Source organism: Comamonas brasiliensis, assembly GCF_018292285.1.
In the GTDB taxonomy this organism is placed as follows: Bacteria; Pseudomonadota; Gammaproteobacteria; order Burkholderiales; family Burkholderiaceae_C; genus Comamonas; species Comamonas brasiliensis.
Map to the genome: position 1 here is coordinate 1,222,575 of NZ_JAANES010000001.1, position 13,448 is coordinate 1,236,022.

Here is a 13,448-nt window from a genome sequence, read left to right on the forward strand (position 1 = left end):
TGTGGAGGTTCATGATGCAAAAGCGCCAGTTTCTCGCCACCGCAGCTTCGCTGACGGCATTGTCATCAACGCCCTGGCTTGCGGGCTGTGCTTCGCGCCGTTCGAAGACCGCGGTCAGGCCTGCCGAGATGATCTTCTACGGCGGCCCGATTCTCACCATGAACGATGCCCAGCCCCAGGTGGAAGCCGTGGCGGTGAATGCCGGAGTGATTGCCGCCATCGGCTCAATGCAGGAGCTGGAGTCCTTGCGCGGCCCTGGCACGCGCATGGTGGACTTGCAGGGGCGCACGCTGATTCCGGGCTTTGTGGACCCACACAGCCATATCGGCGGCGTGGGGCTGCAGGCCATTTCGGCCAATCTGCTGCCTCCGCCCGACGGTGGCAATGCCTCTATCGCCGACCTGCAGCAGACGCTTCGCGAGTACATCCAGACCTCGCCCGAGGTTAAAAAGCTGGGCATCGTGCTCGGTTTTGGCTATGACGATTCCCAGCTCCAGGAGCGGCGTCATCCCACGCGCGACGACCTCGATGCCGTCTCCCGGGACCTGCCGATTGCCGTGATCCACCAGTCCGGGCATTTCGGCGCACTCAATTCCGCGGCCCTGGCCCGTGCCGGCATCGGCCCCGGCACTCCCAATCCAGAGGGTGGCGTGATCCGCCGCCGTGCTGGCAGCCCGGTGCCCAACGGGGTGCTGGAGGAGAATGCCTTTTTCCACAGCCTGGGCCGGATCATGCCCAAACTCACGCTGGAGCAGTCCATGGACTGGCTGGAAAAAGCCCAGCAGCTCTATCTGGAGTTCGGCTACACCACGGTGCAGGACGGGCGCTCCGATGCGGGAGCCATCGCCTCGGCCATGGCGGCGGCCGAGTCGCGCCGGCTGGTCATCGACGTGGTGTCTTATCCCGACATGCTGCAGCTGGGGGATGGCGCCCTGGCCAACAATCTCAAGTTCAGCCGCAGCTATACCAACCGCTTCCGCATTGGCGGCGTCAAGCTCACGCTCGACGGCTCGCCTCAGGGCAAGACGGCCTGGCTGACCGAGCCTTATCTGGTGCCGCCCGATGGTCAGCAGCCCGGTTATCGGGGCTATGGGGTGCTCAGCGATGCCAGGGCCAACGAGCAGGTGGCCAGGGCCATCCACAACGGCTGGCAGATTCTGGTGCATGGCAACGGCGACGCGGCGATCGACCAGTTCATCGCTGCCGTGCGTGCCAGCGGCCCCGTGGAGCAGGCGCGAGCCGTACGTCCGGTGCTGATCCACGGCCAGACACTGCGGCGCGACCAGGTGAGCCAGCTCAAGGAACTGGGCATCTTCCCGTCGCTGTTTCCCATGCATACCTTCTACTGGGGCGACTGGCACCATGATTCGGTGCTCGGCGATCCACGCGCGCAGAACATCTCGCCGACTGGCTGGGTGCTGGGCGAGGGCATGGTGTTCACGTCTCATCACGACGCGCCTGTGGCCTTGCCATCGTCGATGCGCGTGCTCGATGCCACGGTGAATCGCACGACGCGTTCGGGCCGTGTGCTGGGGCCCGAGCATCGCGTCTCGCCCTGGGTGGCGCTCAAGGCGCAGACCATCTGGTCGGCCTACCAGCATTTCGAGGAGGACCGCAAGGGCTCCATCGAGGTCGGCAAGCTGGCCGACTTGGCCGTGCTGTCGGACAACCCGCTGACCGTGCCGCCGCATCAGCTGGCCAGCCTCCAGGTGCTGGAGACCATCAAGGAGGGGCGCACGGTATACAGCGCGCCCTATGACGCTCCTTGTTTAGGAGCGGCTGTCGCTTTATTGGTAAGCGTTTAAGCGTATTTTTATGTGATTTTCATGCATCGCGCGAGCCTATCAAGGCGCGCAAAGCGCGCTCCAGCTGCCAGGCATTTTCATGCACCAGCAGCCATTCAGGCTGCAGCAATAGCTCCGGTGTCGGTGACGCAGGGCAGTCATCCATGGTCGCCAGAGGATCATCGGCCTTGAGGGCCACCACGGTGGGCTGGTTGGCCAGGTCCAGGCAGGCATGCGTCAGCCAGCGGCAGTAGTCGGCTATTGCCGTGGGAGGAGTCATGCCGGTGTGGGCAGTGGCCCGGTTCAGACTCTCCGCCAGCAGCAAGGCCGTGGCGTAGACGCGCACCGCATGACGGTCATAGCGGCGGGTGACAAAGGCCAGCCGTCCGGCATTGAGCCGTCCGCGCAAGGACCAGCGGCGCGATGAGTGGGCCTGGCCCACGGCGGCGCGCAGGGCGGCCAGCGACTCATGGGCCAGTGACAACTGACCGAGCGCGGTTTCGGCTGCATCGGCTTTTTGCTGCTGGCAGGCTTTGAGAGTCAGATCCAGTCCATTGGCCAGTTGCTTGAGAAAGATCGAGGCGGCCCGGCCCATATCCTTGATGGGATTGGAGGTCAGAAGCACCTGGCTGAAGATAAGCCCGACCGCAGCACCGACCGTGACGTCCAGCAGACGGGCTCCGCCCGCCATGCTGGGGCCGAGCACCAGCACCAGAATCACCGAGACCCCGGCTTGAATCGGCACCACGGGCGCGGGGCCGATGATGGCGCCCAGCAGGATGGAGAGGAATGCGCCCAGACTCATGCGCAGCAACAGGTGCTGCTCGGGCAACTGCCACAGCAGATCGCCGATCACGATGCCCAGTGTGCAGCCTATGAGCAGACTGCGTGCCTGCTTCAGATGGCTGGGCAGCCCAGGGGCGAGGCAGATCACGGCGGTGACCACTGCAAATGCGGGCTTGGGGTGGCCCCAGAGTTGCTGGGCGATAACCCAGGCCAGCATGCTGGCCAGCGCTGCGGCAAGTGCATCACGCAGTGCCAGTCTGGCTCTTGAAGGCAAAGTGGTTTTGGCTCGGCGCCAAGCCAGCATGAAGGGGGTGCTCCAGCGCAATCTCAAACTCCTTGGCATAGCCGCTGATCAGACTGTGATTCAAGGATGTTAGAGGGCGCAGCGAGATTGCCTTGTGGGAAATACGCCACGTCATCCGAAAATGCAGCGGCGTTGCGCCTCAGTCCGCTGAGTCGTCGTACTGGGGCGGGGACTGGCGAAAGCCGCCGTTGACGATGCCTGCTGCTGATATGGCCGAAGGAGTGTTTTGTGAAGCACGCCGAAAAAAGGAGCGGCCTCAATGCTCTTGCAGCAGAGCCTGAATGCAATGCCATTCGGCTTCGGTCACCGGGGTGATGGAGAGGCGATTGCCTTTTTGCAGCACACGCATCTGCTCCAGTGGAGCTTGTCCGCGCAGCTCGGCTATCAGCAGCGGCCGGGTTTTCTTCAGCGCCTGCACGTCCAGCGTCAGCCAGCGCGGTTTGTCGACCGGGGACTTGGGGTCGTAGTAGGGATCCTCAGGATCAAACTGTGAGGGGTCCACGCGCAGATTGCCGGCAATGCGGGCCAGGCCGTAGATGCCGGGTTCGGCGCAACTGGAGTGCCAGTAAAGAACGCCGTCACCGACCTGCATATCGTCCCGCATGAAATTGCGGGCCTGGTAGTTGCGCACGCCGTTCCAGGCAATGGTTTGTCCGGGGGCTGCCAATGCGTGGTCGATGGAGTACTCGTCAGGCTCGTTCTTCATGAGCCAGTAACGCTGGGTTGGGGTGCTGCTGTCGTTCATAGCTGGATTGTCGGTGAGTAAGCGGCGGGCTCAGTCATGAGGGCCGCGTTGCCAGGGGCCGCGATCTTGCTGCTGCCAGCTGCGCACCAGATCGCTATTGCGTTGCAGCAGGTTGCGGGTGTCCAGCCAGCGACCGGGAATGTCCAGCTCGGCCTCTTCGACCACGCGCATGCAGTCCTGAATATGGCGCTCTCCCAGATAGCGCAGCGTGGCGTAGCCTATCGATGCCGCTGCGAGCTGGCCCAGCAGCGGTACATATTTGGCAGCCTGCCTGGTGCTCATGCGCAGTCCCATGGCTTTGCCAAGGCGCAGCACCATATCGCGGGTGATGAACTTGCCGATCAGCACGGAGCCGACCATGGCGACGGCTTTCTGTACCTGCTCGCGCTTGCCTGGCGTGAGCTGGTCGAGCTGCTCGGGTGTCAGTCCGAATTCCTGGTTGATGCGCGGATAGAGCTGCGCGAGCAGGGCGGCATCGGCGGCCCAGTCCAGCCCCGGTATGGGAATGGTGCTGGCAGCAGCACTGATGAGCGCGCGCTTTCTGAGCAGCTTGCGGGCCCGTGCAGCGGCCTGGGCAATGTCTTTGCGCTCTGCTCTGGTTGCGCTGAGATTTCTCAAACTCGGGTCTTTTTTCCACATATACGGTAAGAAGATGCAGGAAATAGAAAAAGGGGCCCAGGGGCCCCTTTTGTTCGGAATTCAGATTCAGTTGGCCTTATCGCGCACCATGCCATAAATAAACAAAAGAATCACTGCTCCAACCACCGAGGCAATCCAGCCTGCGGTTTGCCCGGGCTGGTACCAGCCCATCGCCGAGCCCAGATAGGTGGCTACAAACGAACCCACAATACCGAGAAGAATCGTCATGATCCAGCCCATGCTGTCGTTGCCAGGCTTGATGGCCCGTGCAATCAAGCCAACGATAAGACCGACGATGATGGTTCCGATGATGGACATATTCTGTTCCCTGTTGGTGCTATGACGAAAGTCACTCTACGCGGGCCCAAAGCCCGACTCTGTCGGACGATTCTGAATGTCGGCGCGAGCGGGTTGCTTTCATGAAAGTAGACGGGTGAGGGGGCCAGAACAGGAAACAGAAATGCCTGCTGAAAGCAGGCATTTCTTGCGGGCGCTGATGGAGGGTCAGGGCTGCAGAGGGCCCAGGGCGCTGTAGGCAGCAGCCGTGGTGGCCGAGGCATCGGCACCTTCGACACGTCGGGCGCCGTCGAAGCGACGCGCCCAGTAGGAGGTCTGCATGCTTTCCACGCGCACGCTGGCACCGGTACGTGGTGCGTGGATGAATTTGCCGTCACCCACGTAGATTCCCACATGGCTGAACGTGCGGCGCATGGTGTTGAAGAACACCAGATCGCCGGGCTTGAGGTCGCTGCGATCGATTTGCTGAGTGGCGTTGGCCTGTTCGGCAGAAACGCGAGGCAGAACCTTGCCCATGGTCTGGGAGTAGATGGCACGCACGAAACCGCTGCAGTCAAAGCCGGTTTCGGCATTGGTGCCGCCCAGGCGATAGGGAACGCCAAGGAAGCCCATGGCGGTCACCACCAGATCGGAGGTTTTCTCGGCCACGTTCTGACGTGCTTCGCGCACGAAGTCAGTCGTCTTCTCGGCCACGGAGTGGCGAGCTTCACGCAACTGGGTGATGAGGCCGCGGTTGACCAGCAACTGGGCCATGTCGTCGTCACGCTGCTCGCTAGGCGCCGCGTGCGCTGAGGTAACGCCGACAAATAGAAGTGCAATAAGCCATCGGGACATGGGGCGTGAGGGTAACACGTTCATTTGTAGGATGGGGACTCTATTTCCAATTTTTTCTCTTGGTTTTTGATGCAGCACAGCAAGTGAGCTGCGGGCATAAGCTTATTGCCTGAGCTGCTCTCAAATTTGCAGCGTATGACAGTACGTAATTTCCCCACTCTGGTGAATGCGGGTCGGGAATGCACCAATTCATGGTATTGACACAAAAAGGGCGTTGCATTGACGGACTCTCTGCCCCGGAATGCGCTTGCAGCGACAATAGCGCCATCGATTGCAGCCGACGCGGCGCGCTTCCTCGGCGCATTGCACGCCGGTCTTGCGCAAGCGCTGCGCTTTTTTGGCGGCAGGCTTGACACAGTTTTAAGAAAGATTTGCCATGTTGTTAGAAGCTTCCGAGTCGCAACTGGTTCTGGTGGACTACCAGGACAAGCTGATGCCCGTCATCCATGAAGGCGCGCAAGCGCTGGCCAATGCCGTCAAGCTGGCCAAGATGGCGCAGTTGCTGGAGGTGCCTGTCTGGGGAACGGAGCAGAATCCTTCTCGCCTTGGTGCCAACAATGCGGAGCTGAAGGCGCTGTGCCAGAAGACGCTGGAGAAAATGTATTTCAGCGCCGTGCCTGAGGGTCTGGGTGAATGGCTGCGTCCTCCTGCCAAGCCGCAGGGCGGCAATGCGCGCAGCCTGCCCAAGCATCTTCAAAAGCCTCAGCAACAGGCGCCCGAGCGCAATATGGTGGTGATTGCGGGTTGCGAAACCCATGTCTGCCTGCTGCAGACGGCGCTGGAGCTGCTGGAAGACGAGTTCGATGTGTGGGTGGTGACGGATGCCTGCAGCTCGCGTACCGAGCGTAACCGGGATGCTGCGTTTGACCGTCTGGCGGGTGCGGGCGCCGAGCTGGTGACCACCGAGATGGTGATGTTCGAGTGGCTGCGCACCTGCGAAGACCCCGCCTTCAAGGAGATGCTGGCTCTGGTCAAGTAATCGCGTGCACTGAGTGAATGGAAAAAGCGCCCTCATTGGGCGCTTTTTCTTTGGGCGATGCGTTGGCGCTTCAGATTTCTATTCAGTGATGTTCAGGTCTCAGTAGCCGAGCCCGGGCCGGCGACGGCCTTCAAGGTTTGAGCCATTAGCACTGAGCTGAACGAATGCAGTTGTCAAGCGCTGTCAGTTTTTGGCAAGCGCGTTATGAATAATTATGAATTCAGAAAACTCTCTGCAAAAGACGGAGAGTCAAGGAGACATATTCATGACCACGCGTTTCGACGATTTTTATCAGCGTTCCATTGATGACCGCGACGGCTTCTGGGCGGAGCAGGCCGGCCTGATCGATTGGCAGCAGAAGCCGCAGCAGATCTGTGACTACAGCAACCCGCCGTTCGCCAAATGGTTTGTGGGCGGCACAACGAATCTTTGCCATAACGCCATTGACCGCCATGTGGCAGAGCGCGGCGATCAGAACGCGTTGATCGCCATTTCCACCGAAACGCAGACCGAGAAGGTCTACAGCTACCGCGAGCTGCATGCGGAGGTCAATCGCATGGCCGCCGTGCTGCAGTCGCTGGGTGTGCAAAAAGGCGACCGCGTGCAGATCTATATGCCCATGGTGGCCGAGGCTTGCTTTGCCATGCTGGCCTGCGTGCGTCTGGGCGCCATTCACTCCGTGGTGTTCGGCGGCTTTGCCTCGGGCGCACTGGCGTCGCGCATCGATGATGCCGAACCCAAGGTCATCATCAGCGCCGATGCGGGCTCGCGTGGCGGCCGTGTCGTGGCTTACAAACCTTTGCTGGATGAAGCGCTCAGGCAATCCAGCCACCAGCCCGCTGCCGTGCTGATGGTCAACCGCGGACTGGCCGAAATGCCCATGAAGGCGGGCCGCGACCATGACTGGTCGGCCTTGCGTGCCCGGCACATGAATGCGCAGGTGGATTGCGTCTGGGTGGAGTCAACCCATCCCAGCTACACCCTCTACACCAGCGGCACCACGGGCAAGCCCAAGGGCGTGCAGCGCGATACGGGCGGCTATACCGTGGCACTGGCGGCCAGCATGCCGCATATCTTCGATGCCCAGGCGGGGCAGACCTTTTTCTGCACCAGCGACATAGGCTGGGTCGTGGGTCATAGCTACATCATCTATGCGCCGCTGATTGCGGGCTTGGCCACGGTGATGTACGAGGGGTTGCCGGTCAACCCCGATGCAGGCATCTGGTGGAGCATTGTCGAGAAATACAAGGTCACGCACATGTTCTCGGCGCCGACCGCGATTCGCGTGCTCAAAAAGCATGATGCGGATTACCTCAAGCGCTACGACATCTCCAGCCTCAAGGCGCTGTGGCTGGCCGGCGAGCCGCTGGACGAGCCCACTGCGACCTGGATCAGCCAGGCCATCAACAAGCCCATCATCGACAACTACTGGCAGACCGAGACCGGCTGGCCCATCATGACCCTGTGCAACGGCGTGGAAAAGCAGGCCACGCGTTTTGGCAGTCCGGGCCGGGCGGTCTACGGCTACAACGTCAAGCTGATTGATGACGCCAGCGGTGAGGAGTTGACCCAGGCGAATCAGAAGGGCGTGCTGGCGATTGAAGGTCCGCTGCCGCCCGGTTGCATGCAGACGGTGTGGCGCGACGACAACCGCTTTGTCAACACTTACTGGAAGAGCATTCCGGGTCGGCTGATCTACAGCACCTTCGACTGGGGTATCCGCGACGAGGATGGCTATTACTTCATCCTCGGCCGTACCGACGATGTGATCAATGTGGCGGGCCATCGCCTGGGCACGCGCGAGATCGAGGAGAGCATCTCTGCCCATGTCCAGATTGCCGAAGTGGCCGTGGTCGGCGTTGCCGACAATCTCAAGGGTCAGGCTGCGCTGGCTTTTGCCGTGGTGCGCGATGCCGCCTTGGTGGCTGATGAGGCCTCCAGCAAGGCCCTGGAAGCCGATGTGATGAAGCTGGTCGACGCGCGTCTGGGGGCGGTTGCGCGTCCGTCGCGCGTGATCTTCGTCACGGCTCTGCCCAAGACGCGCAGCGGCAAGCTGCTGCGCCGGGCACTGCAGGCGGTGGCCGAAGGTCGTGATCCCGGTGACCTTAGCACCATGGAGGATCCGGCGGCCCTCACCCAGGTGCAACAGCGGCTGTAACTTCCGCAACGGTTGTTGCGAAGCTTCACTCCCTTGGTCAGCGCTGACGGGACGGCGCGCCGGGATTTCGGCGAATCCAGAGTTCAAGGCCTGCGCCCATCAAGGCGCAGGCCTTGCTGTTTGCAGCCTAAAATCGCCCGATCACGCTGCGCAGCCCGCTGCCTGGCGCCATGGAATTGAAAAACTTCGAGAAAGAGCTGTCGTGCAAGTTGCATCCTCCATCTTCAAGGCCTATGACATTCGCGGCATCGTGCCGTCGACACTGACTGAAGACGTCGCCCGTGGCATCGGCCGCGCATTCGGTATGGCAGCGCTGGTCGCCGGTGAAAAAACCGTGGCGGTTGGGCGTGATGGCCGTCTGTCGGGTCCCGCGCTGTCGACCGCACTGATGCAGGGCCTGACCGAGGTGGGCGTGAATGTGATCGACATCGGCCTGGCCACCACCCCCATGCTCTACTTTGCCGCCGCCACCTTGTGCACCAGCGGCATCCAGGTGACGGGCAGCCACAACCCCAAGGATTACAACGGCTTCAAGATGGTGCTGGCAGGCCGCGCCATTTATGGCGAGGAAATCCAGGCCCTGCGCGTGCGCATGGAAACCGAGGACTGGACGATTACCGGTGCTGGACAGATCAGCCGGGCCGATGTGCTGGCCGATTACACCGCCCGCATCGTGGGCGATGTGAAGCTGGCGCGGCCCATGAAGATTGTGGTGGATTGCGGCAACGGCGTGGCCGGGGCATCGGCTCCCGCCATCTTCCGTCAGCTGGGCTGCGAGGTGATTGAGCTGTTCTCTGAAGTCGACGGCAACTTTCCCAATCATCATCCCGACCCCAGCAAGCCCGAGAACCTGCGCGATGTGATCCAGGCCCTGCAGACAAGCGATGCCGAGCTGGGTCTGGCTTTTGACGGTGACGGCGACCGCCTGGGCATTGTGACCAAGGATGGCCAGAACATCTTCCCCGACCGTCAGATGATGCTGTTCGCCAAGGATGTGCTCTCGCGCGTGCCCGGCGGCTCCATCGTGTTCGACGTCAAGTGCACCCAGCGTCTGGCCCCCGAGATCGAAGCTGCAGGCGGCAAGGCCGTGATGTACAAGACCGGCCATTCGCTGGTCAAGGCTCGCATGAAGGAGCTGGGTGCGCCGCTGGGAGGCGAGATGAGCGGCCATATCTTCTTCAAGGAGCGCTGGTACGGCTTTGACGATGGCACCTATGCGGGCTGTCGTCTGCTCGAAATCGTCAGCCGTGAAACCGACCCCAGCGCAGTGCTCAACGCCTTGCCCACCAGCTTCTCCACGCCCGAACTCAATGTGGCCTGTGCCGAAGGCGAGCCCCATCGTCTGGCGGCTGATTTGCAGGCGCTCGCTGCCACGGAGTTTGCCGAACCTGCCCGAGTCAGCACCATTGACGGCCTGCGCGTGGACTGGGCCGACGGCTTCGGCCTGATTCGCGCCAGCAACACCACGCCGGTGCTGGTGCTGCGCTTTGAAGGCCATACACAGCAAGCCTTGCAGCGCATAGAAGCGCAGATGTTGGCCCTGCTCAAGCGCGTCAAGCCCGACGCCCAGGTGGGCGCTTCTGCGCACTGACCGAAGCAGCGCTCAAGCATGGCCAAACCGGCTCCCATGGGCTTTGCCCGTGCGCTGTTCAGTGCGCTGGCCTGGGCGGTGCAGCCTCTGCTGCGGCGCAAGCTGCGTCGCAGAGCACTGGCTGAGCCGGGTTACGGCGTGGCCGTGCCTGAACGCTTCGGCCATTACCAGCCTGCAGATCTGGGGCGCGACGGACGCGGCCGATGGGTGTGGATTCATTCGGTGTCGCTGGGCGAGACCCGAGCTGCCGCCATTCTGATCAAGGCCTTGCGCGAGCGCATGCCGGCTATGCGTCTGCTGCTGACGCACAGCACTGCGACCGGGCGAGAGGAGGGCGCAAAGCTGTTGCAGCCGGGCGATGTGCAGGTCTGGCTGCCCTGGGACTCCCTGGGCGCCACCAGGCGTTTTGTCGCGCAGTTCCAGCCTGCGGTGGGCGTGCTGATGGAAACCGAGATCTGGCCGAATCTGATTGCGGCTTGTGCCAACACGGGCATTCCTCTGGCCCTGGCCAATGCACGTCTCAACGAGAAATCCGAAGCCGGTGCTCTGAGAGTCAGGCCCCTGTCTCGCCCAGCATACGGCGCACTGGCTGCAGTCTGGGCGCAGACCGAGGCCGATGCCAAGCGCCTGCGCAATGTAGGAGCCCACGTGGATGCGGTGCTGGGCAATCTCAAATTCGATGTGCAGCCCGATGCCGCCCAGATCGCCCGGGCCGTGCAATGGCGTGCATCGTTGGCGCGCCCCGTGCTGCTGTTTGCCAGCAGCCGCGAGGGCGAGGAAGCGATGTTCATCGATGCGCTCAAGACCCTGGGCGATGCTGCAGCGGCGGTGCAATGGCTGGTCGTTCCGCGTCATCCTCAGCGCTTTGACGAGGTGGAGAAATTGCTGGGTAAAGCGGGCTTTGCTGTTTCGCGGCGCAGCCAGTGGGAGCAGATGCCTCCCGTGCAGTCCGGCGCGATCTGGCTTGGCGATTCGCTGGGCGAGATGCCCCTGTATTACGGCCTGGCAGCGGCAGCCCTGATGGGAGGGAGCTTTGCGCCGCTGGGCGGGCAGAACCTCATCGAGGCGCTGGCCTGTGATTGCCCCGTGATACTCGGGCCGCATACCTTCAATTTCAGCCAGGCTTCCGAGCAGGCGCTGCAGGTTGGCGCAGCCCTTGGCGTTCAGGATATGGGAGCGGGCCTATGCCAGGCCCTGGACCTGGTGGCCAAGCCGGATCGTCTGCAGGCTGCCGTACAAAGCTGCCGCCAGATGGTGCAGGGCAATCGGGGCGCGGCTGCAGCCACGGCCGAGGCGATTCAAGCGTTGATGAATGCTCCTTGATCAGGAGCATATGGCACCCTACAGGTAAGGGTTTGAGGCCGTATGGCGTTAAACCCTGAAAGCCTGCTTCTTGACCGGTCTTAACGCTTGAGCGTTCTGGCTGCAGGCTTTGCAGCAGCCATGCCGCTTGTGACCGCTGGCCTGGCTGCGGCAGCCGGGGCAATACTGGGCGTGCGTGTCAGTGCATCGATCATGCGCAGATCATCGTCACTGAGCACTCCCGCGGCCTGGCGCAGCTTGAGCTGGCCAAGCAGCACCTGATAGCGCGCATTGGCCAGATCGCGCTCGGTCTGGTAGACCTGACTCTGGGCATTGAGCACATCGATATTGATACGCACGCCAACCTCATAACCCATTTTGTTGGCTTCCAGCGCACTCTGGCTGGAGGCGAGAGCCGCTTCCAGCGCCTTGACCTGAGCCTGGCCGGACTGCACGCCCAGGAAGGCGGTGCGCGTGACCTGCTCCACGTTGCGGCGGGCATCGTCGAGCTGGGCACGGGCTTTTTCTTCCAGCGCCACGGTTTCCCGGATGCGGTTCTGCACCGCAAAACCCGCAAACAGTGGCATGTTCATGACCACGCCGATCTGGGCGGCATTGGTGCGATAGCTGAGCGGAATGGATGGAGTCATGGAGCCGTTGGGATAACGGTTGACCACATAACCGGCCTGCAGGTCCACGGTGGGCTTGTGGCCGGCCTCGGCCTTCTGCGTGTCCAGCCTGGCGATGTCCAGGGCCAGCTGGGCCTGGCGTAACTGGGGCTGGGCGGCCAGGGCCTTGTCCACCCAGTCTTGCATATTGTCGGGCTCCACCCTGGGTAGGGTCAGCGGCGCAGCCAGCGGCGTGGGCTGAATGCCGACGCGGCCCACGAGCTGATCCAGGGCCACGCGTTTGACCTGCAGGTCATTTTGTGCAGCGATTTCCTGGGCCGTGACGAGATCGAAGCGGGACTGGGCTTCGCGAGAATCGGTGATGGTGGCCGTGCCGACTTCGAAATTGCGCTTGGCCATTTCGAGCTGGGTGCTGATGGCCTGCTTTTGCGACTGGGCCACCTGCACGCTGTCCTGGGCCGCCAGCACATCGAAATAAGCCTGGGCCACACGCACGATCAGGTTTTGTGCAGCCGTATCCAGCTGAGCCTGGGCGACATCCACGCCGCGCTGCCCTTGCTCGTAGGCAATTTTGTTGGCAGGACGGTACAGCGGCTGCTGGGCGCTGAGCTGCACGTTCTGCTGTGTGTTGTTGAAGCTGCTGGCCATGCCGGGTATGGGCACGGAGGTATGGATGTCCACATGGGTGCGGTTGGCACCCGCCGACAGACCCACGTTGGGCAGCAGCCCGGACAGGGCCTGATCGGCACGGCTGGCAGCCGCTCTCGCATCGGCTTGCTGAGCCTGCCATGAAGCGTCATAGCCGCGGGCCTGGGCCACCAGCTCTGACAAGGTCTGCGCCTGTGTCTGAGCGCCGGCCCATGCCAGCAAAACTCCCAAGAAAATGGCACGCAGAGCGTGGGCGGAGGGGGCTTGCAGGGGCCTGGGCAGCTTGGTCATAGATGTCAGGTTTGGGCGGTCTCGATCACAACGGGGAACTCAACAGGCAGGAGGCGGGGATGCCGGACGGTCTCAATAACGGGGCACGCCGGGGTCGGCGCTGAGCGACCAGGCGTCAATGCCGCCGGTGACGTTGCTGACGTCCTCAAAGCCGTTGTTGACCAGAAATGTGGCCACGCTCATGCTGCGTGCGCCATGGTGGCACAGGCAGGCGATGGGGTGGTCGGGGTCCAGTTCCTGCAGGCGGCCGGGGATGTCGTGCATGGGAATGCAGCGCAACTCGAAGCCTTCGCCGGGCTGGATGCTGGCCAGGGTGACTTCCCAGGGTTCGCGCACATCCAGCACCACGGGCCTGACGCCATTCGCGGCATGAGAAGCCAGCCATTGCTGGAACTGGGCGGGCAAGACCTGGGTCAACATAAAAACTCCTGGCGGCTGGTCGACGAATCTGCGGGCCAGCC

General features: G+C 62.4%; 12 protein-coding genes. 5 read left to right on the forward strand and 7 right to left on the reverse strand.

Features of this window, described 5'->3' with window-relative positions; all coding sequences use genetic code 11:
* Positions 1-14: 14 nt before the first annotated feature.
* Positions 15-1,805, forward strand: coding sequence for an amidohydrolase (locus DJFAAGMI_RS05465; RefSeq protein WP_211456741.1), 1,791 nt, complete (start codon positions 15-17; stop codon positions 1,803-1,805).
* A gap of 19 nt (positions 1,806-1,824) precedes the next feature.
* On the opposite strand, the gene DJFAAGMI_RS05470 is transcribed toward DJFAAGMI_RS05465, so the two are convergent.
* The 5 genes from DJFAAGMI_RS05470 to DJFAAGMI_RS05490 form a co-directional block, all read right to left on the reverse strand.
* Complete coding sequence (locus DJFAAGMI_RS05470; RefSeq protein ID WP_249333826.1) at positions 1,825-2,895, reverse strand: FUSC family protein; 1,071 nt, start codon at positions 2,893-2,895, stop codon at positions 1,825-1,827.
* Between the two features lie 235 nt (positions 2,896-3,130).
* Positions 3,131-3,619, reverse strand: coding sequence for an EVE domain-containing protein (locus DJFAAGMI_RS05475; protein WP_211456240.1), 489 nt, complete (start codon positions 3,617-3,619; stop codon positions 3,131-3,133).
* 30 nt (positions 3,620-3,649) lie between these two features.
* A complete protein-coding gene (locus tag DJFAAGMI_RS05480; protein ID WP_003055298.1) occupies positions 3,650-4,258 on the reverse strand; it encodes a hypothetical protein in 609 nt (202 codons plus the stop codon).
* Between the two features lie 66 nt (positions 4,259-4,324).
* Positions 4,325-4,576 carry a GlsB/YeaQ/YmgE family stress response membrane protein gene (locus tag DJFAAGMI_RS05485; protein ID WP_043003124.1) on the reverse strand — a complete coding sequence of 84 codons (252 nt, stop codon included), beginning with the start codon at positions 4,574-4,576 and terminating at the stop codon, positions 4,325-4,327.
* A 186-nt stretch (positions 4,577-4,762) separates the two neighbouring features.
* The gene (locus DJFAAGMI_RS05490; protein WP_034349623.1) at positions 4,763-5,389 is read right to left on the reverse strand and encodes a C40 family peptidase; all 627 of its coding nucleotides are present in this window, start codon (positions 5,387-5,389) and stop codon (positions 4,763-4,765) included.
* A 376-nt stretch (positions 5,390-5,765) separates the two neighbouring features.
* Between DJFAAGMI_RS05490 and DJFAAGMI_RS05495 the strand changes: the two genes are divergently transcribed.
* The 4 genes from DJFAAGMI_RS05495 (at position 5,766) to DJFAAGMI_RS05510 (ending at position 11,440) form a co-directional block, all read left to right on the forward strand.
* On the forward strand, positions 5,766-6,368 hold the full coding sequence (locus DJFAAGMI_RS05495) for an isochorismatase family protein (RefSeq protein ID WP_003055289.1): 603 nt from the start codon (positions 5,766-5,768) through the stop codon (positions 6,366-6,368).
* 265 nt (positions 6,369-6,633) lie between these two features.
* Positions 6,634-8,526 carry a propionate--CoA ligase gene (locus DJFAAGMI_RS05500; protein WP_211456241.1) on the forward strand — a complete coding sequence of 631 codons (1,893 nt, stop codon included), beginning with the start codon at positions 6,634-6,636 and terminating at the stop codon, positions 8,524-8,526.
* 202 nt (positions 8,527-8,728) lie between these two features.
* A complete protein-coding gene (locus DJFAAGMI_RS05505) occupies positions 8,729-10,117 on the forward strand; it encodes a phosphomannomutase/phosphoglucomutase (protein ID WP_211456242.1) in 1,389 nt (462 codons plus the stop codon).
* Between the two features lie 18 nt (positions 10,118-10,135).
* Positions 10,136-11,440: a 3-deoxy-D-manno-octulosonic acid transferase gene (locus DJFAAGMI_RS05510; RefSeq protein ID WP_211456243.1), complete on the forward strand. Its 1,305-nt coding sequence runs from the start codon at positions 10,136-10,138 to the stop codon at positions 11,438-11,440.
* Between the two features lie 80 nt (positions 11,441-11,520).
* Here DJFAAGMI_RS05510 and DJFAAGMI_RS05515 read toward each other — a convergent pair whose 3' ends face one another.
* Positions 11,521-12,987, reverse strand: coding sequence for a TolC family outer membrane protein (locus DJFAAGMI_RS05515; protein WP_211456244.1), 1,467 nt, complete (start codon positions 12,985-12,987; stop codon positions 11,521-11,523).
* Positions 12,988-13,059: 72 nt separating this feature from the next.
* Positions 13,060-13,407, reverse strand: a complete 348-nt coding sequence (locus DJFAAGMI_RS05520) for a rhodanese-like domain-containing protein (RefSeq protein WP_211456245.1) — start codon at positions 13,405-13,407, stop codon at positions 13,060-13,062.
* Positions 13,408-13,448 lie beyond the last annotated feature (41 nt).

What these genes read in the sequence shown, in the direction of transcription:
- DJFAAGMI_RS05475 (WP_211456240.1), bottom strand. Translation starts at nt 3,619, where the DNA reads ATGAACGACAGCAGCACCCCAACCCAGCGTTACTGGCTCATGAAGAAC.
- DJFAAGMI_RS05485 (WP_043003124.1), bottom strand. Translation starts at nt 4,576, where the DNA reads ATGTCCATCATCGGAACCATCATCGTCGGTCTTATCGTTGGCTTGATT.
- DJFAAGMI_RS05510 (WP_211456243.1), top strand. Translation starts at nt 10,136, where the DNA reads ATGGCCAAACCGGCTCCCATGGGCTTTGCCCGTGCGCTGTTCAGTGCG.
- DJFAAGMI_RS05465 (WP_211456741.1), top strand. Translation starts at nt 15, where the DNA reads ATGCAAAAGCGCCAGTTTCTCGCCACCGCAGCTTCGCTGACGGCATTG.
- DJFAAGMI_RS05500 (WP_211456241.1), top strand. Translation starts at nt 6,634, where the DNA reads ATGACCACGCGTTTCGACGATTTTTATCAGCGTTCCATTGATGACCGC.
- DJFAAGMI_RS05515 (WP_211456244.1), bottom strand. Translation starts at nt 12,987, where the DNA reads ATGACCAAGCTGCCCAGGCCCCTGCAAGCCCCCTCCGCCCACGCTCTG.
- DJFAAGMI_RS05490 (WP_034349623.1), bottom strand. Translation starts at nt 5,389, where the DNA reads ATGTCCCGATGGCTTATTGCACTTCTATTTGTCGGCGTTACCTCAGCG.
- DJFAAGMI_RS05495 (WP_003055289.1), top strand. Translation starts at nt 5,766, where the DNA reads ATGTTGTTAGAAGCTTCCGAGTCGCAACTGGTTCTGGTGGACTACCAG.
- DJFAAGMI_RS05520 (WP_211456245.1), bottom strand. Translation starts at nt 13,407, where the DNA reads ATGTTGACCCAGGTCTTGCCCGCCCAGTTCCAGCAATGGCTGGCTTCT.
- DJFAAGMI_RS05480 (WP_003055298.1), bottom strand. Translation starts at nt 4,258, where the DNA reads ATGTGGAAAAAAGACCCGAGTTTGAGAAATCTCAGCGCAACCAGAGCA.